Source organism: Pseudocnuella soli (assembly GCF_004347775.1).
Lineage (GTDB): Bacteria > Bacteroidota > Bacteroidia > Chitinophagales > Chitinophagaceae > Flavisolibacter > Flavisolibacter aquaticus.
The window spans coordinates 1,514,730-1,538,053 of record NZ_CP037755.1; the positions used below are offsets into that span (position 1 = coordinate 1,514,730).

Here is a 23,324-nt window from a genome sequence, read left to right on the forward strand (position 1 = left end):
GCCATGCACAAACAAAACAAGTATCTGCTTCCTTTTATTCTTGTAACCAGCCTGTTTTTTCTCTGGGCGTTCCTGCACAACATCAATCCCATATTGATCCCGCATTTAAAGAAAGCCTGCCAACTCACCGATACCGAATCGGCGCTGATCGATTCATCTGTTTACCTGGCTTATTTCCTCATTGCGTTGCCCGCGGGCTGGTTTATGTACCGATATGGATTTAAGCGGGGCATCATGGCAGGGCTGCTGTTGTATGGCGTTGGTGCACTTCTTTTTTTACCCGCAGCATCTACGCGTAGCTATGGCTTATTCCTGGGTGCGCTGTTTATTATTGCCAGCGGCGCCACTTTTCTCGAAACAGTAGCCAACCCATTCATCACCAAACTGGGCGATGAAAAAACGGCCACACAACGCCTCAATTTTGCACAATCATTTAATGGTGTAGGTGCTTTTATTGCACCCATCATTGGCGGTCAGTTTATACTTTCGGGCATTGAGCACACGCCGGAACAGTTGCAGCAAATGCAGGCTGCGGGCACGTTGGAGGCTTACCTGCAAAGCGAAGCATCGGCCATCAAAATTCCTTACCTCGTCATTGCGGTGCTGGTGTTGCTGCTGGCTGCATTTTTCTTTGTTACCAAACTCCCTGAAGGCGAAGGCAAGGAAGGCGAGGCGAAAGTTCCTTTTTCGTTCCGTGTGTTGCGCCACCGGCAGGTGCGTTGGTCGGTTGTCGCACAATTCTTTTACATCGGTGCACAGGTTTGCGTGGGTTCGTTCTTCATTCGCTTTTCAAAACATGTAATGGATATGCCGGAAAAAGATGCGGCATTTTACTGGGGCTCCATTGCTATGGTGGGCTTTATGCTCGGCCGCTTTACCGGCACGTTCTTCATGAAGTACATTCGCCCCGAAAGGCTGCTGGCGCTCTATTCTGTTATTTGTATGGCGCTGCTGGCGGTCGCTACATTTGTTTCGGGCCCCGTTGCCGTATATGCGCTGATGGCGGTTCCGTTTTTTATGTCCATCATGTTTCCTACCATTTTTGCCATTGGCATTCATGGTCTGGGACAGGAAGGAAAGATCGCTTCTTCGCTGATTGTGATGGCCATTGTTGGCGGTGCGTTGTTCCCGCTGCTGATGGGGAAAATATCAGATGCTACCGGCGGCAACATCCAAATCGCTTATATAATACCGTTACTTTGCTTTATAGTAGTGCTGGCTTTTGCTTTACAGCAAAAAGCTTCCGTGCCGGATGGGGAAGGCGCACTGGCTTTAACCCATTAAAATGGAATCGTACAAAAGTTTGGAGCGGCTGTAAAATGCATTTTGCCAAACAAAAAAAACGTTTAAAATACAAAACAAGGATGCTTCAGTTAACGCAAAAAAAAGCAGTGATCACTGGTGCGGGCAGCGGCATTGGCAAAGCCACTGCGCTGTTGTTTGGCCGCCAGGGTGCGGAGGTGCATGTGCTGGACCTGAACGGCGATGAAGCAGCAGCAACAGCTGCAGCCATTAAGGATGCCGGTGGACAAGCATCGGCGCATGTGTGCAATGTGGTGAACCAGCAGGAAGTGCAGGAAGTGTTGCAAGGAATTGGCCAGGTAGATATTTTGGTAAATAGTGCCGGCATATCGCATATTGGCAAAGCCGATAATACCAGCGAGGCCGATTTTGACCGGGTGTTTAGCGTAAATGTAAAAGGCGTGTATAACAGCATTCATGCAGTGCTGCCGCTGATGTTGGCGCAGGGTAAAGGTGTAATCCTGAACCTGGCGTCGATTGCCGGCATTGTAGGCATCCCGGACCGCTTTGCTTACAGCATGAGTAAGGGTGCTGTTTATGCCATGACGCTTTCCGTGGCCCGCGATTATTTGCACCAGAATATTCGCTGCAACTGCATATCGCCGGCGCGGGTACACACGCCGTTTGTGGATGGGTTTTTGGCAAAAAACTATCCCGGTCGGGAAGCCGAAATGATGGATAAATTGAGCAAGTCGCAGCCCATCGGCCGCATGGCCAACCCCGATGAAATTGCAACGCTGATCTTGTATCTCTGCTCTGATGAAGCATCGTTCATCACCGGTTGCGACTATCCGATTGACGGTGGTTTTATCAAGCTCAATAACTAAACGCTTTTGGTATTGCTACCGCAAAATCGACCCTTTACATTTGTGAACCTTAAACCACTTCACTTTATATGAAACTTTTTCGCTTTGGCCAGCCTGGTGCAGAAAAACCGGGTGTGGTAGTGGACAATCAATACCTCGATGTTTCATCTTTTGAAACCGATTATACCGAGCAGTTTTTTGCAACAGGCTGCATGGCGCGGCTGGAGCAGTTTGTGGCGGCGCGAAGAGATAGCCTGCCCCGCATGCCGGAAGGCGAACGCCTGGGGCCGCCACTGGCAAGGCCCTCGAAGATTGTGTGCATTGGCCTCAACTACGCCGATCATGCAAAAGAAACCGGTGCACAAACACCTTCGGAGCCCATCATTTTTATGAAATCGACTACGGCGCTGTGCGGCCCAAACGATGATACGATGATTCCTCGCGGCTCGGAAAAAACCGATTGGGAAGTGGAACTGGCAGTAGTAATTGGGAAAAAAGCAACCTATGTGGATGAAGCCGATGCGATGAATTACGTGGCCGGATATTGCCTCCACAACGACCTGAGTGAACGGGCTTTCCAACTGGAACGCAACGGCACCTGGGATAAAGGCAAGGGCTGTGATACGTTTGCGCCGCTTGGTCCCTGGCTGGTAACAAAAGATGAAATTGCGGATATAGATAATCTTCGGTTGTGGCTTACCGTTAATGGACAAAAAATGCAGGATGGAAGTACCGCCAACCTGATTTTCAAAATCCCGTTTCTGGTTTCCTACGTCAGCCAGTTTATGACTTTGCTGCCCGGCGATGTGATCTCAACAGGTACTCCCGCCGGTGTGGGCCTCGGCATGAACCCGCAGGTATACCTCAAACCCGGTGATGTAGTGGAACTCGGCATCGACGGACTGGGCACAAGCAAACAAAAAGTAGTTGCTTATAAAGCCGGTTAAATTCAAAAAGGCTAAATTCAAAAAGTAAAAACGGCTAACAAAAAGTTGCTTCTCTTTTTGCCTTTTGAATTTTGCCTTGTTATTTATTTGCCATCACTTCCATCTTACTCTTCCTATGCGCATCGACAGTCACCAACATTTCTGGCATTACAGTCCTGAGCGGCATTCATGGATAACGGATGATATGTCGGCTATCCGCCGCGATTTTTTGCCCAGCGATTTGCAGCCCATTTTAACACAGCACCGCTTTGATGGCTGCGTGGCAGTACAGGCCGACCAGGTAGAAGCGGAGAATGATTTTTTGCTGTCGCTGGCAGCAGAAAATTCCTTCATCAAAGGTGTTGTGGGTTGGGTGGATTTGCAGGCGCCTAACATTGAAGAGCGGCTGGAGCATTACCATCAAATGCCTGCCACGAAAGGGTTTCGGCATGTGCTGCAGGGCGAAAGCGACCGTGCATTGATGCTGCGGCCCAATTTTAAACGAGGCATTGCTGCGTTGCAACAATGGGGCTTTACTTACGACCTGCTGGTATTTACCGACCAACTTCAATATTGCACCGAACTGGTGGCGCTTTTCCCTGATCAGCCCTTTGTGCTCGATCATATTGCCAAGCCGCAGATCCGCGAAGGAAAGATCGATGAATGGGCAAAAGATATTCGGCAATTAGCGCAGCATCCCAATGTTTGCTGCAAGGTTTCGGGCATGGTTACCGAAGCCGCCTGGCAGGATTGGAAGGGGGAGGATTTTACACCTTACCTGGATGTAGTCGTCGAGGCATTTGGCACCAACCGTTTGCTGTATGGATCCGACTGGCCCGTGTGTAATGTGGCCGGTGGTTATGATGCTGCTCTGAACATCGTAGCGCAATATTTCTTGTCTTTTTCTGCAACAGAACAGGCTGCTATTTTTGGTGAAAATGCAGTGCGTTTTTACAAGCTGTAAGCCAATATATTTATTAACTATAAACAGCCTTTCCGGGTTGTTTCAAAATAAACCAATTCATCATGAAGCCCATTCGCACCGCAATTTGTTCGTTCGGCATGTCGGGAAAAGTGTTTCATGCACCGTTCCTGCACGTACTTCCTGGTTTTGAATTGTATGCCGTGTGGGAGCGAAGCAAACAACTGGCTGCGGCCAGTTATCCATACATCCGCAGCGTGTCTACTTACGAGGAATTGCTGGCTGATGATACCATTGAACTGGTGGTGGTGAACACGCCCAACTACACGCATTTTGAATACACCAAAATGGCATTGGAAGCGGGCAAACATGTGCTGGTGGAAAAGCCATTTACCGCCACTGAAGGCGAGGCCCAAACATTGGCAGCACTGGCAGCAGAGAAAGGCAAAGTGTTAGCCCTGTACCACAACCGCCGCTGGGACAGCGATTTCAAAACGGTGCAACAAGTGTTGCAGCAAGGTGTGTTGGGCGATGTAGTGGAAGTGTCGATTCATTTTGATCGATACAAAGTGGAATTAAGCCCGAAGCAACACAAGGAAGTGCCGCAACCAGGCACCGGCGTGCTGTACGATCTTGGTTCGCACCTCATCGACCAGGCACTGGTGCTGTTTGGTATGCCGCAACGCGTTTTTGCCGACATCCGCACCGTGCGGCCCATTTCTAAAGTAGATGATTACTTTGAAGTGCTGCTGTATTATCCAACGCTTAGGGTACGCCTGCATTCAAGCTACCTGGTGCGGGAAGCAGGGGCCGGGTTTATTTTGCACGGTTCGAAAGGTTCGTTTTTAAAATCACGGACCGATGTGCAGGAAACCGCGCTGACCGAAGGCCAACTGCCCAACCGCGAAGACTGGGGCACCGAGCCGCAAAGCGAACGTGGCTTGCTCCACACCGAACGGGATGGCGTCGTGGTTCGTAAAACAGTGGAAACCCTGCAGGGCAACTATGCCGGCTTGTACGAAGGGGTATGGCAGGCCATACGCAACGGTGCACCGGTGCCCGTTAGTGCAGAAGATGGCATCGCCATCATCCGCATCATTGAAGCCGCACACCGCAGCAACCGCGAAGGCCGCGTGGTGGATCTGTAAAATGGTTGATTTTATTTTCTGCGCAGCAACTTGTAATAAATGCGCTCCGGCAGGTCGCCAAAAATAAGCAGGCTTACTTCGCATACCCATAGCCGTTGTTTCAGCACCTTGCCTTCCCTTGGATAAATGCGGTAGTACGCACCGCCTTGTGGCGCGGGGCAAAACTCATCGAGCACCAGCACCGAAGCACCTTCAAAAGCAGTGCGCTCCAGTCGCAGCCATAGCTCGTTGCTGCGGCGTGCCAGCAGGTGCAGCAGTTCGTCTATGCCCGAAGTGAGCACTACCTCGGTAGGCGGCTTTCCGTTGGCGCCGGTTAGTACCAGTCGCCAGCATCCTTCCAGCTTTACAAAACAAAAAGCCTCTTCAAAGGCCTGTGGGGCGGGTTGGGCGTGCAGGGCAAGTTCGTTAGCAAACATATTCGGTTAATGGGTTATAAATACTGAAGGCTGGGTGAAACTACCTTTTAAAGTATCATCTTTTTGCGTCACTGCAAAGGGGTAGCAATATCCTGCCTTATTCGGGTTGCAAGTTAGCCAGGTGTGTGCGATAGCTTTGGTAAATAAATGTCAATACTTATTGCAAAGTGCTGATTGTTCTTTAACCAATGTGCTTGAAACCATTACGTATTAAGAATATGGAGCTACCCGTTTGCCTGTCAATTTACAACACCATTGTTGCTGTTTGCAACAACCTTACAACAGTAATCAAATTTATCCGGGTTTAAATGCAGGGCAGCGAATGAGCCAAAATGCACGTCGCTACATTTCGATATTTTTTAATGCAGTGCCATTTTTTCGTTTTTTATTTAAATAATATGCCTGTTGCTGCTCTTAACTGTTGTATTTGTTCAAATTTTTTTTATAAATCATTTGCCAGGCGTTTATTTCTCGGTACACTTGCGATACGATATGTGGCGATGCCATGTTTTTCATTGTTCACCATGCCATTAAGGAATCATTTTATACATGAAACTTTCCCGGTCAAACCTTAAAAATATTTCAGCCAAAAGCCTGAGTATCCCGAACGACGCAATTTTTTCACTGACCGAAAAGGTGCTGCAATTTGGCACCGGTGTATTGCTGCGCGGCCTGCCCGATTACTTTATTGACAAAGCCAATAAAATGGGCCTGTTCAATGGCCGCGTGGTGGTGGTAAAAAGCACGGCGCAGGGAAGCATCGATGCATTTGAAACGCAGGATGGGTTGTACACGCTGTGCATCCGCGGTGTAAAAGAAGGAAAGGCGGTTTCGGAAAATGGGATCAATGCATCCATCAGCCGGGTGCTTAATGCCGCCAGCGATTGGAGTGCTATTTTGGAATGTGCCCGCAATCCCGAGTTGCAGATCATTATATCCAACACCACCGAGGCCGGTTTTCAATTGGTGCCCGATGATATTCATGCGGCACCGCCGGCTTCGTTCCCGGGCAAGCTGCTGGCGTTTTTGTACCAGCGTTACCAGGCATTTGGCGGCAGCCCCGAAAGCGGCATGGTGATCGTGCCTACCGAACTGGTGCCGGACAATGGAACCAAGCTGGCGCAAATGATGCAGCAGCTGGCGCAGCAGGCCAACCTGGAGCCCGCTTTTGCCCAATGGCTGCAGGCGCACAACCGCTTTTGCAATTCACTGGTCGATTGTATAGTTCCGGGCATACCCGATACTGCGGCAAAAGCTGCCATTGAAAGAGAACTGGGTTACGAAGATGCGCTGCTCACCATGTCGGAAGCGTACCGGCTGTGGGCCATTGAAGGCGACGACCATGTGCGGCAGGTATTGGGTTTTGCAGCGGCCGATCCAAGTGTGCTCATTGCGCCGGACATCAGGCTGCACCGCGAACTGAAATTGCGCCTGCTCAATGCCACGCATACGCTAAGTTGCGCCGTTGCATTTTTGGCGCCGTTTGCAACGGTAAAAGATGCGATGAACAATGCAGGCTTCACGCGGTTTTTAACCGGGCTGATGCTCGAAGAAATCGCACCGGCCATACCTTACCCGGTTGATGCCAGCGTGGCCGAAGCTTTTGGCCGCCAGGTGCTCGACCGGTTCCGCAACCCGCATATCCGCCACCAATGGTTGTCTATCAGTGTACAATACACAGCTAAAATAAAAGCCCGTTGTGTGCCGCTACTGCAGGAGCATTATAGTAAAAGTGCAACTGTGCCGCAGCGAATGGCGCTGGGCTTTGCAGGCTACCTGGCATTTTCCAAAGCAGTGCGCCAGCAGGATGGCCAGTACTTTGGCGAATGGAACGGGCAGTTGTATCCCATACAAGATGACCAGGCCGCAACATTGTTTGCGCATTGGCAAAAAGGAGAACCTGCCGCCGTAGTGCAAGCGGTTTTATCCGATACAACGCTGTGGGGTACCGATCTTACCCAGCTGCCCCTGTTTTCCGAAGCGGTGCTGGAGCATTTAATGATAATTTTGGCTGGTGGCTTGCCACAGGCGCTCCAACTGGACGCCGACCATGCACAGCCAACACCGGCAATGAAACACCGCATAACAAAAATTCATCCCGACGATAACGTGCTGGTGGCACTGGCCAACCTGGAAGCAGGCGAAACGCTCCATTATAACGGTGATGCATACACGCTGCCGGGACGGGTGCCTGCAAAACACAAATTTGTAACCACCGATCTGCAGCCCGGCGATCCTGTTTATATGTATGGTGTGCTGGTGGGTAAGGCCCATACGGCCATTGTACGGGGTGGCGTTATTACCACCTCCAACCTCAAACATGCGGCTAGCCCATTTACCATTGGCGACCGCAAACTGGATTGGCCCAAGCCCGATGTTTCGAAATTTGCCAACCGCACATTTAGTGGTTACCATAGGCCCGATGGCAAAGTGGGCACTGCTAACTATTGGGTGGTGATTCCGATGGTATTTTGCGAAAACCGCAACCTCGATGTGCTGCGCGAATCATTGGTAGAAGAATTGGGTTTTGGCCGTAACCGCCAAAACCGCGTGGCTGTGGCCCAACTGGTAGATCTGTATAAAAGCGGCGCATCGGTTGATGCCATCTTGAACGCCGACCTGCAAGTAACGGAAACGGCGCAAAAGCGGGCCGCACTTTTTCCCAATGTCGACGGCATTAAATTTTTGACACACGATGGCGGCTGCGGTGGCACCCGCCAGGATGCACAGGCATTGTGTGGCCTGCTGGCAGGTTACATTGCACATCCCAACGTGGCAGGCGCCACGGTGTTAAGCCTGGGCTGTCAAAATGCACAGGCTCAAATGCTGCTCGAGGAACTGGCCAAACGCGATCCTTCGCTCAGCAAACCGGTGTATGTTTTGGAACAACAGGCAATGGGCACCGAAGCTAACCTTATTTCCGAAGCCATCAAGCAAACTTTTGCCGGGCTGGTGTATGCCAATAGCCTGGAACGTAAGCCCGCGCCGCTGAGCAAATTGTGCATCGGACTGGAATGCGGCGGCTCCGATGGTTTTTCCGGTATTTCAGCCAATCCTGCTATTGGTTATACATCCGATTTGTTGGTAGCGCTGGGTGGCTCTGTTATCCTTTCCGAGTTTCCGGAACTGTGCGGTGCCGAGCAAAACATCAGCGACCGATGCGTGGATACGGAAACGGCAGAACGTTTTGCTCATTTGATGCAGGTGTATAACCAGCGGGCGGTACAAGCAGGTTCGGGCTTCGATATGAACCCATCGCCGGGCAACATCAAAGATGGCCTCATTACCGATGCCATCAAATCGGCTGGTGCAGCTAAAAAAGGCGGTACCTCGCCGGTGGTGGCCGTGCTCGATTATCCCGAGCTGGTAACCAAACCGGGATTGAACCTCCTGTGCACGCCGGGCAACGATGTGGAAAGCACCACAGCCGAAGTAGCTTCGGGTGCCAACGTAGTGCTGTTTACCACCGGCCTGGGCACGCCTACGGGCAACCCGGTTGCGCCAGTGGTAAAAATTTCGAGCAACACGGCACTTGCACAAAAAATGCACGACATCATCGATATCGATACCGGCACCATTATCGATGGCGAGGAAACCATTGAGCAGGCCGGCGAACGTATTTTGGAATACGTGATCCGCGTAGCCAGTGGCGAGCAGGAAGTATGTGCCGTGCGGAAAGGGCAGGATGATTTTATTCCGTGGAAACGCGGCGTGTCGTTATAGGTTTTGAACCACGAAGGCACAAAGCAACAAAGGTTCACTAAGATGTTTCTTTATGTTGCTTGGTGTGCTTAGCGTCTTTGTGGTTCAAAAAAAGAATCAGCAACCTTCCGGGTAAAACCGGGACAACCATAATTGTGATGAACAAGTTTTTAGACGAGGACTTTTTGTTGTACAACAAAACCGCCCAGCGGCTGTACCACGAGTATGCCAAAGGCATGCCCATCATCGACTATCATTGCCACCTGCCGCCCGACCAGATTGCCAATGATCACCAGTTCGAAAACATAACGCAGGCATGGCTGTATGGCGACCACTACAAGTGGCGGGCCATGCGCACCAACGGCGTGAACGAAAGCTACATTACCGGCAACCGCACCGACCGCGAAAAGTTTGAAAAATGGGCGGAAACAGTGCCGTACACGCTGCGCAACCCGCTCTATCATTGGACGCACCTCGAGTTGCAGCGATATTTCGGCATCACCGAGTTGCTCAATAAAAACACCGCCGCCGATGTGTATGAAGCTGCTTCGGCGCAAATGCAAACACCGCAATATTCAGTGCGTAGTTTGCTGCGCAAAATGAATGTTCGCGTGGTGTGCACCACCGACGATCCTATCGATTCATTGGAGCATCATAAAAAGCTGGCAGGTGATGATTTCGACGTAAAAATTTTGCCTGCGTTTCGTCCGGATAAAGCCATGAACGTAGATGATGTATCGGCGTTTAACCAATACCTGGGCCAACTGGAAAGTGTAACCGATATTTCCATTCATAAGTTTGATGATTACCTGTATGCATTGAAACAGCGCCACGATTATTTTGCCGCAAATGGCTGCTCTGTTTCCGACCATGGCCTGGAGCAATTGTATGCAGATGATTATACCGAAGCGGAGATCAAAACCATTTTCAACAAAGCCCGTTGCGGCATGGTGTTGACGCATGCTGAAAACTGCCAGTTCAAATCGGCCATGCTGCACCAGTTTGCTGTGTGGGATTGGGAGCGGGGCTGGGTGCAGCAATACCACCTGGGTGCGCTGCGCAACAACAACACCCGCCTGCTGCGCCAGTTGGGCCCCGATACCGGCCTTGATTCCATTGGCGATTTTCCTCAAGGCAAAGCGCTGTCGCGTTTCCTGGATAAATTGGATAATAAGGACCAACTGACGAAAACGATCTTGTATAACCTCAACCCCGCCGATAACGAATTGTTTGCGGCCATGATTGGTAATTTCAATGATGGTTCAGTTCCGGGTAAAATGCAGTTTGGCTCTGGCTGGTGGTTCCTCGATCAAAAAGACGGCATGACCAAACAGATCAATGCCTTGTCCAATATGGGTTTGCTGAGCCGCTTTGTAGGCATGCTTACCGACAGCAGAAGCTTTCTTTCGTTCCCCCGCCACGAATATTTCCGCCGTGTGTTGTGCAATATTTTAGGCAGCGAAATGGAAAGCGGCGAACTGCCGAATGACCTGGAACTGGTGGGCGGCATGGTGCAGGATATTTGTTACAACAACGCAGCTAACTATTTTAACTGGCAGGAGGCAGGGACAACAGTGCCGGCTGCCGCTGCTTCCTAAATAGAGTTGTGCGCAACTGCAGTTTATTTTAGGTAAACAAATGTCGCCGCGTCAATTTGTACACCATTGAAAATAGAAGCGAATTTGAAGCCCGTTTTATCTTTTGGAGAATTGTTGCTAAGGATGTCGCCGCAACTAGGCGGCGAATGGATACGCCAGGCTTCCATGCCGGTATATATTGGTGGCGCCGAACTCAATATGGCTTCGGCGCTGGCCCTGTGGGGCGTGCCGGTAGCCTACCTCAGTGCCGCACCGGACAATTACCTGACTCATGAAATTTGCACAGCGCTGAATGCAAAAGGAATTGCTACAGACCGCATGCTGATACGCGGCGAACGAATCGGTACTTATTATTTGCCGCAAGGCACCGACCTTAAAGGTGCAGGCGTTGTATACGACCGTGCCCATTCATCGTTCTGGCAATTAAAGCCCGGCGAGCTTGATTGGGATGCACTGCTCGATGGCGTATCCTGGTTTCATTTCAGTGCCATTGCACCTGCATTAAATGAAAACATTGCTGCTGTTTGCAAAGAAGCATTAGTTGCCGCTGCGCAAAAAGGCATCACCGTTTCTGTTGACCTGAACTACCGGGCAAGGCTGTGGCAATACGGAAAAACGCCGGTAGAGATCATGACCCAGTTGCTGCCCTATTGCAATGTAGTGATGGGCAATATCTGGGCGGCCGAAAGTATGTTGGGCATTGCTGTGCCAAAAGATTTGGGGCAGGAAAAAGAAACACTGCTGGCACAATCTGAAATTGTTTCCAAAGAAATAATGCAACGCTACCCGGCGTGCAGCCAGGTGGCCAATACCTTCCGCTTCGATCACAACGGCGCCATCAACTATTATGCTACCTTGTACACCGGTGGCGCACTGCATGTGTCGGAAGAATTCAATGCCGATAGCGTTGTAGATAAAGTAGGCAGCGGCGATTGTTTTATGGCGGGCCTGATCTATGGAAATTACAATGGGGCTGCGCCGCAGCAAACCATCGATTTTGCAGCCGCTGCTGCATTTAGCAAATTGTTCATTACCGGCGATGCGACCACAGCTACTGTGGCCGACATCCAAAAAACATTAGCACAACATGCCCGTAAATAAAGCCACTGCACTGGATGCGTTGCTGCAGCAAAAACTGCTGCCGCTTTTTTATCACGATGATGCCGACGTTTGCTGCAACGTGATGCAGGCACTATACAACGGCGGGGTGCGGTTATTTGAATTCACCAATCGCGGTGCCAATGCACTCGCCAACTTCCGGTTGATGAAAGAGCAGGCGGCGCAACAAATGCCCGACCTGATGCTGGGCATTGGCACCATTAAAAATGTTGCTGCTGCAAACGCGTTTATGGACGCAGGTGCCGATTTTATTGTGTGTCCCACCATCAATGCCGAAGTGGCAAAGGTGGTGCATGCCAACGGCATGCTATGGGTGCCCGGTTGTATGACGCCAACCGAAATTGCCGCAGCCGAAGAAGCCGGCGCCACGCTGGTGAAAGTTTTTCCCGGTAATATTTTAGGCCCCGGTTATATCAGTGCGGTAAAAGAATTGTTTCCCGATCTGCGCCTGATGCCCACCGGCGGTACCGAGCCGGAGGCAACCAACCTGCAGGCCTGGTTTGGCAGCGGTGTAGCGGCCGTCGGTATGGGCAGCAAACTCATTACTGCAGCCATGCTGCGCGACCGCGATTATGCAGCCATTGAAACTGCTGCCCGCAGCGTGCTGCAACTGATTGCGCAGGCATCGGGCAGCGCAAACGCTGCGTCATAAAGCAAGAGCAGCAACGCATTGTAAAATGCGTGGCTGACAGAAAGAGATAAAAGCGATTGCTTCACCATTTAACTATTTGCATGCTGGCAACTCCTTCCAAACATACCGCGGGCTCGGGAACCGAAAGCCGCGGCCAACAGCACATCAGCAAGTACCGCTGGACCATTTGCAGCCTCCTGTTTTTTGCCACTACCATCAATTACCTCGACAGGCAGGTGCTGTCCCTTACGTGGAAAGATTTTTTGGTGCCCGAGTTTCACTGGACCGACAGCGACTATGGTACCATCACGGCGCTGTTCTCAATTTTTTATGCCATCTCGATGTTGTTTGCCGGCCGCTTTGTTGATTGGATGGATACCAAAAAAGGTTTTCTCTGGGCCATTGCGATCTGGTCGGCGGGGGCTGTGTTGCACGCCTGGTGCGGTATTGCCACGGCAGGCATCATCAACGGCGATTGGTTTGTTGGTTTTGAAGGTGCAAAAGAATCGCTGGAAACCGTGAGCAATGTAGCGCTGGTTACTTCTACCTCTGTTACGCTGTTTATTTTTGCCCGCTTTGTATTAGCCTTGGGAGAAGCCGGCAATTTCCCGGCAGCCATCAAAGCCACCGCGGAATATTTTCCTAAAAAAGACCGTGCATTATCCACCAGTATTTTCAACTCCGGCGCTACGGTGGGTGCATTGCTGGCGCCGCTTACCATCCCGTTTATTGCGCATGCATGGGGCTGGGAAATGGCGTTTATCGTAATTGGTTTGTTGGGTTTTGTGTGGATGGGTTTTTGGATTTATATGTACAAAAAACCGGAGGTGCACCCGCGGGTAACCAGGGGCGAACTGGAGTACATTCAGCAGGACCTGGTGCAGCACGACCCGGTAACCGAGCCCACCATTGCCGCACCTAAAAAAATATCATTTGCCAGTTGTTTTAAATACCGCCAAACCTGGGCTTTTGCCCTCGGCAAATTCATGACCGATGGCGTGTGGTGGTTCTATCTTTTTTGGACGCCTGCTTACCTTAAAGACATTTATGGGATGGACTCCACGCAAAGTGCGTTGCCGCTGTTTGTGTTGTATGTCATTACGCTGCTGTCCATCATCGGCGGCTGGCTGCCCACTTTTTTTGTAGAAAAAAAAGGTATGAACCCCTACGAAGGCCGCATGCGGGCCATGCTCATTTTTGCATTCTTCCCGCTGCTGGCCCTATTGGCGCAACCCTTGGGCACCATCACTTATTGGCTGCCAGTTATTATCATTGGCATTGCCGGTGCAGCACACCAGGCATGGTCGGCCAATATATTTTCTACCATCGGCGATATGTTTCCCAAAAGAGCCATCGCCACCATTACCGGTATTGGCGGCATGGCCGGTGGTGTTGGTTCGTTCCTCATCAACAAAGGATCGGGTGTGTTGTTTGAGCATGCGGGCCGCACCAATATGCAGTTTGCCGGTTTCGAAGGAAAAGAAGCGGGTTATTTCATCATCTTTTCCATTTGTGCCGTAGCTTACCTTATTGGCTGGCGCATCATGAAATGGCTGGTGCCAAAATACAGCCCCATTGCGGATCAGTAGAAAAGACAGAGCTGGTGTTTAAACTAAATAGCGTTTATACCTTACTGTTACCCGAATTTAATTTGTAAAAAAATCAATCATGCAGCAAAATAACAGCCACAACAACCGGCGGTCGTTTTTAAAAACTTCGATACTGGGTGCAGCAGTTTCGGTAGCGGCACCAGCGCAGCTGTTGCATGCAGCGGCGGCTGTCCCTAAAAAGCGCATCCAATTGAAGAAGGGTTCGGTGGTGCTGTTCCAGGGCGACTCGATCACTGATGCCGGCCGCAACCGCAACAGCAAAGACGCCAACAACACCGGTGCATTGGGCTCGGGTTATGCGTTTATGGCTGCGTCTGATTTGCTGGCAAAAGCTGCAGACAAATCGCTTACGTTTTACAACCGCGGCATCAGCGGCAACAAAGTGCACCAGCTGGCTGCACGCTGGCAGGACGACTGTATTGCGCTGAAACCCGATGTACTCAGCATCATGATTGGCGTGAATGATCATTGGCACAAACTCAATGGGGCTTATAACGGCACCATTGAAACATACATCAACGATTACCGCAAACTATTGCAGGACACGCGACAGGCTTTACCCAATGTACAACTGATCATTGGCGAGCCGTTTGGCGTGAAAGGTATTAAAGCGGTGGACGATAAATGGTACCCCGAGTTTGATGCATTTCGTGCAGGTGCCCGCAGCATGGCGCAGGAGTTTGATGCGGTGTTTGTGCCTTATCAAAAAGTGTTTGATGATGCGCAAAAAACAGCACCCGGCATGTACTGGACCTATGATGGTGTGCATCCAACCATTGCCGGTGCCAGGCTGATGGCCGACGCATGGCTGGACGCAGTAAAATAATTGTTCTCCTTGAACCAACACCAACACAACTTGCATGAAGCGTTACTGCCTGGCCCTTGATTTGGTGGCCGATCCCGATCTGATTGCGGCTTACGAACAGCACCACCAACAGGTGTGGCCCGAAATACTGCAAAGCATTAAGGATGCAGGCATTGTACATATGGAAATTTACCGGGCCGGCAACCGCTTGTTCATGATCATGGAAGTTTCCGAAGAATTTAGCTTTGAGGCAAAGGCTGCAGCCGATGCCGCCAACCCCAAAGTGCAGGAGTGGGAGGCTTTAATGTGGCAATATCAACAAGCAATACCCGGCGCTGCACCCGGTGAAAAATGGGTGTTGATGGATCGGATCTTTGCTTTGTAAAATTTGCTGACAAAGCACCTTGTCGAAACAATTTTTTTTTGCAACCAAAACAAAATAGGGCTATCTCCATCCCAAACTAGATGGGCATTTTAATCTAAGCAGGTATCAGTATTTTTTGCTTCACGATACCGTAGTGTAAAGATGTTGTCAGCCATATTACTAACTGCTCTGCTTTATGATGTTTTTAATTGTTCCCCTTATAATTTTTGCTGTAATTGTCGGGATTAATTTTTTCAGTTATTTAAGCAACAACCACATTTATAGTCGCCGCGATGTGTTCATTGCTGCCGAAGTTTGGACGGTATTGATTGCACCAGCACTTTTCCTGGACAGGTATGATATTGGGCAAAAGAATGATTGCTGTTCCGATAGCGCATTATTTGCTCCCGGCAACAGTGCCGGCATTTACGTAATTATTGTGCTGTGTACCGCTGCTTATTTTTATGCATCCCTTCGTGAACGGCTCTCTACACCTCTCGTAGAGTTGTTGCTGAATGCGTTACTTATTACCGGCTTGTGTTTAAATGTGTTGCTTGTTATGCACATACACCCACAGGAGTTTGGCGGATTTTTTTGGTCGCTTGGAAACGTGCCCATCATCATGCTGTTCATCATGGTAATGCAAAAGAACAAGCAATTGCTGCAAAACGAGATGGAGCAAGGTAGGGTAGCGGCCCATAATGCGGTGTCTGCAATAAGCCTGAAAATATTGCGGTCGAATGCATGGATAAGGTTCCCGGTTTTGGCACTGCTTGCATTGCCGTTATTACTCCTTTTATCGCTGGTTCTTTTTTTATTTGGGCAAAAACCCGATACGTTGATCCGCGCATTTACCGAAACCTACAAACATGGTTTTTCGCAGCTTGATTACATGTGCGAAAATGTGCAGTGCGGCGGGCATTTTTTATGTTCGGTGGCGGCTAATGGGCATAAGGCAATTGTGCAGCCGGAGCGGTATGGCGAAAGAAACGGGCACAAAATTATTTGCAACAGGCAGTTGCTTATAGCCAATGCGTTTGAAGACCTGCTGCAACAACACACGCCACGTGTGCACCAATGCATCAGGAGAGAATACAACAAAGTAGGATCGCTGATACACCGCTATTATGGTGTGTTCAACAACAAGCTTGTGGCAGATGTTGTTTATGTGGTGATGAAACCCTTCGAGTGGTTCTTTTTGCTGGTGCTTTATACTTTCGACTCTAAGCCAGAGAATAGGATTGCACAGCAATATTTGAGCAGGAAGGATAGAATGAAAATTCAGGAACTGCAGCAAAACAAAGTATGAGCAAAGGTCACTGCACTAATTTGCAACTTCAAACAGTAGTTGACACCTAACCATGAACGAAACTGAGATCTTTTATCCCCCGAATGTGGCAGCGTGGCGGGAATGGCTGGAAGCCAATCATCTTACTAAAAAATCGGTTTGGGTTGCCTTTTATGCCAAAGCATCGGGCAGGCCCACTATTACCTGGAGCGAAGCGGTGGATGTAGCACTTTGCTTTGGCTGGATCGATAGCAAGAAAATAAAGATCGATAACGAAACTTCTCACCAGTTTTTCAGCAAGCGAAAGCAGCACAGCACCTGGTCGAAAATCAATAAGGATAAAGTAGTGCAACTCATTGACCGTGGGATGATGGCGCCTGCTGGTTTTGAAAGCATTGCCATCGCCCAGCAAAACGGATCGTGGACCGTTTTGGATGAAGTGGAAGCATTGACTATTCCTGCAGATTTGGAAACGGCATTTGACATGCATCCAGGTGCACAAGATTATTATTTAAACTTAAGCAAGAGCATTCAAAAAATGATGCTGCAATGGCTGGTGCTTGCCAAACGACCCGAAACGAGGCAAAAGCGCATCATTGAAATTGCCGAACAAGCGGCACAAGGAAAGAAGCCGAAGCAGTTTTAACTACAAAAAAGTAAAAGTATAAGCTAACAATACCTGTTGCTTTTACAAGCAAAGGGCACCTTATTGCAAAGTAAATATTCCACTCCAACCTCCGCAACTGCAACACTTCACTCCGTTACCTTTATACCATGCGTTTGAACCTATTTTTCCTGCTTGCATTCCTGTGCCCTGTATGGCTACATGCACAGGCCGACGTCACCATTACCTTCGATACTGCAGCAAAGCATTTTACCGAGAGCCTGCCGGTAGGCAATGGCCGCCTCGGGGCCATGATGTTTGGCGGCACCGGTAGGAGCCGCATTGCTCTCAACGAGCTTTCACTTTGGTCGGGTGGGCCGCAGGCTGCCGACCGCGACAGTGCCTGGAAATACCTCAAACCCATTCAGGAGTACCTGTTGGCCGGCAACAACGAGGCTGCGCAAAAACTGCTGCAACAACAGTTTGTATCTAAAGGCGTGGGCACAGGCTACGGCAGCGGCGCTAAAGAAAAATACGGCGCTTATCAAACCCTTGGCGATCTTTATATTGCCTGGGCCGACAGCAACGCGGCTGTTACCAACTATAGCCGTACGCTGGATGTTGAAAAAGCGGTTGCTACTACCCGTTATACCCGTGGCGGAAATACTTTTACCGAAACTTTTTTTACTGATTTTGTAAACGATGTTATTTGGGTGCGCCTGCACAGTGCCCAAAAGGGCGGCATCAATGCGGCGCTTTCGCTGTACCGTGCCGAAAATGCTACCATCGCGGCTGCAGGTAATGCGCTGATGATGCGAGGCAACCTGCCATCGGGTAGCGACAAGGGCATGTTCTTTACCGCCACTGCCGTACCAACAGTTAAAGATGGTCGCATTACCACCACCGGCAACGCCGTGCAAATATCCGGCGCTACCGAATGCTGGATCCGCATTGCAGCCCGCACCAACTATGGTTTCCAATCAGGCGGCTTGCTGCCTGAAGCAGATGCAACAGCCGCTTTACGTGCCGACATTGCTAAAACCGCCGCACTTTCGTTTGATGCGGCACAAAAAGGCAGCACAGCAGCTTTTCAAAAAGACTTTAATAAATGCCGCCTGCAGTTGCCCCCCAATGCCGAAGTGGCCAACCTAACCACACCGCAGCGGCTGGTGCGCTATGCCACCGGTGCCGCCGATGCGCAACTGCCGGCGCTGTATTTCAATTTTGGCCGCTACCTGCTTATTTCTTCTTCGCGGCCGGGGCTGCTGCCCGCCAACCTGCAGGGGCTGTGGGCTGTGGAGTACCAAACGCCTTGGAACGGCGATTACCACATCAACATCAACCTGCAAATGAACTACTGGCCCTCTGAATTGACGGGGCTGGGCCACCTGGCCGAGCCGCTGCACCGCTTTACTGCGGGCCTGGTTACCAATGGGCAAAAAACCGCCAAAGCCTATTACAACGCACCGGGCTGGGTGGCCCATGTGGTGTCCAACCCGTGGCGCTACACATCGCCGGGCGAAGGCGCCGAATGGGGCTCCACGCTTACCGGTGGCGCCTGGCTGTGCGAACATATTTGGGAGCACTACCGCTTTACCCGCGATACCGCTTTTTTGCGGCGCTACTATCCGGTAATGAAAGGCGCCGCCCAATTCCTGCAATCCATTTTAATACAGGAAACCAGCAACGGCTGGCTGGTAACGGCGCCGTCCAACTCGCCGGAAAATACCTACATCATGCCCAACGGCTACAGGGGCCAGATTGCCATGGGCCCCGCTATGGACATGCAGATTTGCCGCGAGCTGATGGGCGCCAGCATTGAAGCGTCTCGCATTTTGGGTGTGGATGAAGCCTGGCGAAGCGAACTCCAATCCTTGGTGCCGCGGCTGGCACCCAACCGGGTGGGCCAGGCCGGCGACCTCAACGAGTGGCTGCATGATTGGGAAGATGCCGAACCGCGCCACCGCCATGTGTCGCACCTGTATGGCCTGCACCCGTTTGATGAAATAACGCCATGGGCTACGCCCGAGCTGGCTGCCGCTGCCCGCAAAACATTGGAAACCCGTGGCGATGAAAGCACCGGCTGGAGCATGGGCTGGAAGATCAACTTCTGGGCACGCCTCGGCGATGGCGACCATGCGGCCACCTTGCTGCGGCGCCTGTTGCAGCCCGGCTTTGGCTCGCCGGCCGCGCAACGCAAAGGCGGCTCTTACCCCAACCTGTTTTCATCGCACCCGCCTTTTCAGATCGATGGGAATTTTGGCGGCACCGCCGGCATTGCCGAAATGTTGCTGGAAAGCCATGGTGCCGACGAAGCCATCCGCCTGTTGCCCGCGCTGCCCACCGGGGCCGATTGGGCGCAGGGTTCGGTAAAAGGACTGCGGGCACGTGGTGCTTTTGCGGTGGATATTTCGTGGCGTAATGGAGCGGTGCAAACCGCCGCCATTTTTTCGGAGCGGGGCGGCACCTGCAAGCTGCTGTTGCCCGCCGGCAAGCGGGTTTTATCAGCCACTGGCTCGGTGCTGGTGCCGGCTTCAGCCGAAAGCAAGCTGGTGCAGTTCCCAACCGAAAAAGGGCGTTTTTACCAGGTGTTGTAACTGCATTTTTTAGCCAGCAGCACTGCACTCCTCGGCGCCTGTTGTGTCACTCACTTCAGCGTTCGGGGTGCTAATGGGCAATTCCCAAAATGTTCATTTAAAAAATAAGGGTGAAGATGCAATGAACGGCTGTTTCCTGCCGAACAGCGATCTGCAGCACTTCACTACAGTACCACTAAAGCCACATCAGGGAACGGGCCCGCAACCAGGCTGTCATTGGTTGCGGGGGCCTTTTTTTGTTACTTTTTTGGGCAAACAAAAAAGTAAAAGCAACAGAACGCACTAGGCCAGAATAGCGCATTTTGCAAAATTTTTTGCACAACACACTGAATGAACGCCAAGGGTTTTCAATTAAGCTTAATACGTTTTTTATAAACAGAGTGCCCGGCTTAATAAAACCATAACCTTGTTAACGCCCCAGTTTGCCACAACTTAAAATGCTATAATTTGTTGCACCCAAGAACCCAGCTCTATTGAGCCAGGCACCCATTAACCTATATCACCACAAAGCATCAACCATGCGCTTTACACTCGCAATTTTAATCTTCGCATGTTCCATACAAGCCGGCGCCCAGCCACTCCAGCCGGGCTTCAGCAAAGCCGAATACATTGAGCTGCTAAAAGTGTCGGCGCAGGCCACTTCCGATACCAGCTATTCGCGCCGCAACCCGCCACCCGAGCGGTTCAAACTGCACTACCGCTCACCGGTGCTGGGCCTCGATAACCGCTACGACCTGTGGACCGACGGAAAGGGCACCACTGTTGTTTCCATACGCGGTACTACCCGCAACCAGGTGAGCTGGCTCGAAAACTTTTATGCCGCCATGACGCCGGCTCGCGGTGAGCTACAGTTTCCGGACGGACAAAAATTTACCTATAACCTTACCAATTACCCCAACGCCGCCGTGCATGCCGGCTGGCTGCTGGGAATGGCATTCATGGGCCGCGATATGCTGCCCCGTCTCGATTCGGCCTATGCTGCCGGTTCGCGCAACCTACTCATCATGGGCCACAGCCAGGGTGGCGCCATTGCCTACCTGCTCACCGCCCTGCTGCGCCAGCGCCAGTCCGACGGCCTATTTGCCCCTGAGTGGCGCATCAAAACTTACTGCAGCGCCGCACCCAAACCCGGCAACCTGCATTTTGCATACGCCTATGAAGCGGCAACTGCGGCCGGCTGGGCGTACAACGTGGTGAACAGCGTGGATTGGGTGCCCGAAACACCGGTGTCGATTCAAACCCTGGAAGATTTCAACGTGGTCAACCCGTTCACCGGCGCCAAAGCATCGTTGGGCAAACAAAAGTTCCCGATGCGGCTGGTGATGAAACATGTGTACAACCGCCTCAACAACAGCACCCGCAAAGCACGTAGGACCTATGTAAAATTTTTGGGCGAAGTGGCGGGCGGCCGGGTGGAAAAAGTGTTGGAAGGGCTGGAACTTCCGCCCCGCTTCAATTCCAGCCATTATGTACGCACCGGGCAGTATGTAGTGTTGCTGGCCGATAGTGCTTACCTGAAGGTGCACCCCAACACGTCGAAAAATGCATTTGAGCACCACTTTCATGGCCCTTACTTGCAGTTGGCGCAAGCCTTGCCCGCCGGGACAGGTGAGCCGGTGAGTATAAAAAAATAACGGCAGCAGGTTGGTGAAAACCCGGTACGTTTTTTTCTTTAACTACCGGGTAAAGCTAACCACCATGAAGCCCTATTTTTACCTCCTGTTACTGCCCCTGCTGGCATGGGCCTGCAGCAGCACCGACACAACCGCCACCGCCAATCATACCGATACAGCAATGGTTTCAACCGGCAACTATGCCGCAGCTGCGCCACTGCCGGCGCTGCCCGCCTGTTACCTTTACGTGGCCGCCGGCGACACGCTTTTTTTACGGCTGCGCAGCAAAGGCGAAGATGGCGAGATCAACGGCGATATAATGGACCGGGCCGGCGTGAAGGAAAATTTCAGCGGATCTTTTTTTGGCCAGATGGAAGGCGATACGCTGATTGCCAACCACAGCTATATGCAAAAAGGAAAACGCAAAGTGCGGCAGGTGGCTTTTTTGCGCCGCGGCGACGGCTGGATTGAAGGCAAAGGGCCCGCAGTGGAACGCAACGGCATCCGCAGTTTTTCGGACCGCGGTGCGCTAACTTTCGACGGCAATGCTTTTCAAAAAGCTTCCTGTTTGTAGCAGCTGCTGGTCAAGTGAACATGCCTGTAGTGAGGTTGTTTTTTACAAAAAAACATTCAGTCAAATACAAACGATTCATTTCCCGAAAAATGGGCTGCCAAACGGTGGCCCCTTTTTTTTAGTAAAAAAGCCAAACGAGATATATGCGCAGATTTACTATTTGTCTGGCCTTGATTTTTGGAACCCTGTCGGCATTACATGCACAGGAGGTGATTTCGCAGAAAAAAGCTTTTTACATCCACTCGTGGCTGGGCGTGGCCAGTCCCGGCTTTGATGACCTCAACGCCACCCTGAACAGTACTAATCAGGTGGAACTGCCCGAGGTATTTTTTTCGCGGGGCGGGGGGGTTTACCTGTTTTACAACAATAGCCGCGTGGTGCAGTTTTTCCAGTTTGCCACTTATTCGGGCAGCAAGGAGTCGGGCATTAAACGCTCCTGGGCCCGGGGCACACAAATCGGTACGTCGTGGGGCATCGACCTGCGGCGCCGTACCCGCCTGCAGGCCATTCCGTATGCCGGTGTGGCGTATTCCATGCTGGGACTACGCTTCACCAATGCCGACGCCAGTTCCGGTTTCACGTCTTATTTAGCGGGCAGTGGCAACCAGTTTTACGTGTCGCAAAACCAGTGGCTGGGCAATGTAGGCATACACTTGGGTGCTTCGCCGGTGGGCAAAAGCGGGTTTGGGCAAAAACTGGATCTGGCGGTGCGGGCAGGTTATTACATTCCGCTGAGCCACGGCAAATGGAAAGCCAACCATGCCGACCTGAGCGGCGGCCCCGAGGTAAACTCGGGCGGGCTTTATGCCGGTGTGGTGCTGGGTTTGCGCCAGTAACATTTGTTTTTGCACTGCAGTGCAGCAAAAAGCCCACTGTTGAAACAGCGGGCGACTAACGATTGCTTGCCATATGATTACGTTGCAGAGAGTCAACCACTTGGTGGTTGTGGCTTCAAAGAAAACATAGAAGTTCCTGTTGTTTAGGCCATAAGTTATGAATGGCAAAAAGGATGATGCCAGCGAAAAAATAGTAATATGAGTTGCTGCGGCGGTGCTGTTTTGCTTGGGATTGCGCAGTTTACAAAAAAGGCAATATCGCTTTCAATCGCTGCCGATTCAATACTAATGCAATATAGGTTGTGGTAAAAGGTAGGCTTCCAAACCGTACTGGCATTAATCCTTATTTTTAAGGTCATCAAAAAACTGAGTGTTGTTTCAAAACCCTGTAACCGCTTTTGCTCCTTTATTGCTTTGCCTTGGGCTTGCCTTTTGCAGCCCCGCACGGCAGGCAAAAAATTCA

General features: G+C 51.1%; 19 protein-coding genes. 18 read left to right on the top strand and 1 reads right to left on the bottom strand.

Annotated features, from left to right (window positions below; all coding sequences use genetic code 11):
* The first annotated feature begins 3 nt into the window (after positions 1-3).
* The 5 genes from fucP (at position 4) to EPD17_RS06475 (ending at position 5,104) form a co-directional block, all read left to right on the top strand.
* A complete protein-coding gene (gene fucP / locus EPD17_RS06455) occupies positions 4-1,284 on the top strand; it encodes an L-fucose:H+ symporter permease (protein ID WP_132052751.1) in 1,281 nt (426 codons plus the stop codon).
* An 80-nt stretch (positions 1,285-1,364) separates the two neighbouring features.
* A complete protein-coding gene (locus tag EPD17_RS06460) occupies positions 1,365-2,129 on the top strand; it encodes an SDR family NAD(P)-dependent oxidoreductase (RefSeq protein ID WP_132052753.1) in 765 nt (254 codons plus the stop codon).
* A gap of 68 nt (positions 2,130-2,197) precedes the next feature.
* Entirely contained in the window at positions 2,198-3,055 is an 858-nt protein-coding gene (locus tag EPD17_RS06465; RefSeq protein WP_132052755.1) for a fumarylacetoacetate hydrolase family protein, read from the top strand.
* A gap of 115 nt (positions 3,056-3,170) precedes the next feature.
* Entirely contained in the window at positions 3,171-3,998 is an 828-nt protein-coding gene (locus EPD17_RS06470) for an amidohydrolase family protein (RefSeq protein WP_132052757.1), read from the top strand.
* Positions 3,999-4,060: 62 nt separating this feature from the next.
* Positions 4,061-5,104 (top strand): Gfo/Idh/MocA family oxidoreductase, encoded by a 1,044-nt coding sequence (locus tag EPD17_RS06475; RefSeq protein WP_132052759.1) that lies wholly within the window; start codon positions 4,061-4,063, stop codon positions 5,102-5,104.
* A gap of 11 nt (positions 5,105-5,115) precedes the next feature.
* On the opposite strand, the gene EPD17_RS06480 is transcribed toward EPD17_RS06475, so the two are convergent.
* Complete coding sequence (locus tag EPD17_RS06480; RefSeq protein ID WP_132052761.1) at positions 5,116-5,520, bottom strand: DUF6717 family protein; 405 nt, start codon at positions 5,518-5,520, stop codon at positions 5,116-5,118.
* Positions 5,521-6,069: 549 nt separating this feature from the next.
* Here EPD17_RS06480 and EPD17_RS20380 point away from each other — a divergent pair.
* From EPD17_RS20380 to EPD17_RS06545, 13 genes are all read left to right on the top strand, one after another.
* Positions 6,070-9,243, top strand: a complete 3,174-nt coding sequence (locus EPD17_RS20380; RefSeq protein WP_132052764.1) for a tagaturonate reductase — start codon at positions 6,070-6,072, stop codon at positions 9,241-9,243.
* Positions 9,244-9,380: 137 nt separating this feature from the next.
* On the top strand, positions 9,381-10,820 hold the full coding sequence (gene uxaC, locus EPD17_RS06490; protein ID WP_132052766.1) for a glucuronate isomerase: 1,440 nt from the start codon (positions 9,381-9,383) through the stop codon (positions 10,818-10,820).
* A gap of 84 nt (positions 10,821-10,904) precedes the next feature.
* Positions 10,905-11,921, top strand: a complete 1,017-nt coding sequence (locus EPD17_RS06495; protein WP_132052768.1) for a sugar kinase — start codon at positions 10,905-10,907, stop codon at positions 11,919-11,921.
* A complete protein-coding gene (locus tag EPD17_RS06500) occupies positions 11,908-12,591 on the top strand; it encodes a beta/alpha barrel domain-containing protein (protein WP_132052770.1) in 684 nt (227 codons plus the stop codon). Before EPD17_RS06495 ends, EPD17_RS06500 begins: the two co-directional genes overlap by 14 nt.
* A gap of 80 nt (positions 12,592-12,671) precedes the next feature.
* A complete protein-coding gene (locus EPD17_RS06505) occupies positions 12,672-14,159 on the top strand; it encodes an MFS transporter (RefSeq protein WP_132052772.1) in 1,488 nt (495 codons plus the stop codon).
* Between the two features lie 79 nt (positions 14,160-14,238).
* Positions 14,239-15,006 carry an SGNH/GDSL hydrolase family protein gene (locus tag EPD17_RS06510; protein WP_132052774.1) on the top strand — a complete coding sequence of 256 codons (768 nt, stop codon included), beginning with the start codon at positions 14,239-14,241 and terminating at the stop codon, positions 15,004-15,006.
* A 34-nt stretch (positions 15,007-15,040) separates the two neighbouring features.
* Positions 15,041-15,370: an L-rhamnose mutarotase gene (locus tag EPD17_RS06515; protein WP_132052776.1), complete on the top strand. Its 330-nt coding sequence runs from the start codon at positions 15,041-15,043 to the stop codon at positions 15,368-15,370.
* Between the two features lie 178 nt (positions 15,371-15,548).
* Positions 15,549-16,658 carry a DUF6688 domain-containing protein gene (locus EPD17_RS06520; RefSeq protein WP_317126721.1) on the top strand — a complete coding sequence of 370 codons (1,110 nt, stop codon included), beginning with the start codon at positions 15,549-15,551 and terminating at the stop codon, positions 16,656-16,658.
* Positions 16,659-16,710: 52 nt separating this feature from the next.
* Entirely contained in the window at positions 16,711-17,283 is a 573-nt protein-coding gene (locus tag EPD17_RS06525; RefSeq protein ID WP_132052780.1) for a YdeI/OmpD-associated family protein, read from the top strand.
* 128 nt (positions 17,284-17,411) lie between these two features.
* The gene (locus tag EPD17_RS06530) at positions 17,412-19,838 is read left to right on the top strand and encodes a glycoside hydrolase family 95 protein (RefSeq protein WP_132052782.1); all 2,427 of its coding nucleotides are present in this window, start codon (positions 17,412-17,414) and stop codon (positions 19,836-19,838) included.
* A 518-nt stretch (positions 19,839-20,356) separates the two neighbouring features.
* Positions 20,357-21,472, top strand: a complete 1,116-nt coding sequence (locus EPD17_RS06535) for a lipase family protein (protein WP_132052784.1) — start codon at positions 20,357-20,359, stop codon at positions 21,470-21,472.
* Positions 21,473-21,536: 64 nt separating this feature from the next.
* Entirely contained in the window at positions 21,537-22,025 is a 489-nt protein-coding gene (locus tag EPD17_RS06540; protein WP_132052786.1) for a hypothetical protein, read from the top strand.
* Positions 22,026-22,168: 143 nt separating this feature from the next.
* On the top strand, positions 22,169-22,861 hold the full coding sequence (locus EPD17_RS06545; RefSeq protein WP_132052788.1) for a hypothetical protein: 693 nt from the start codon (positions 22,169-22,171) through the stop codon (positions 22,859-22,861).
* The last annotated feature ends 463 nt before the right edge of the window (positions 22,862-23,324 follow it).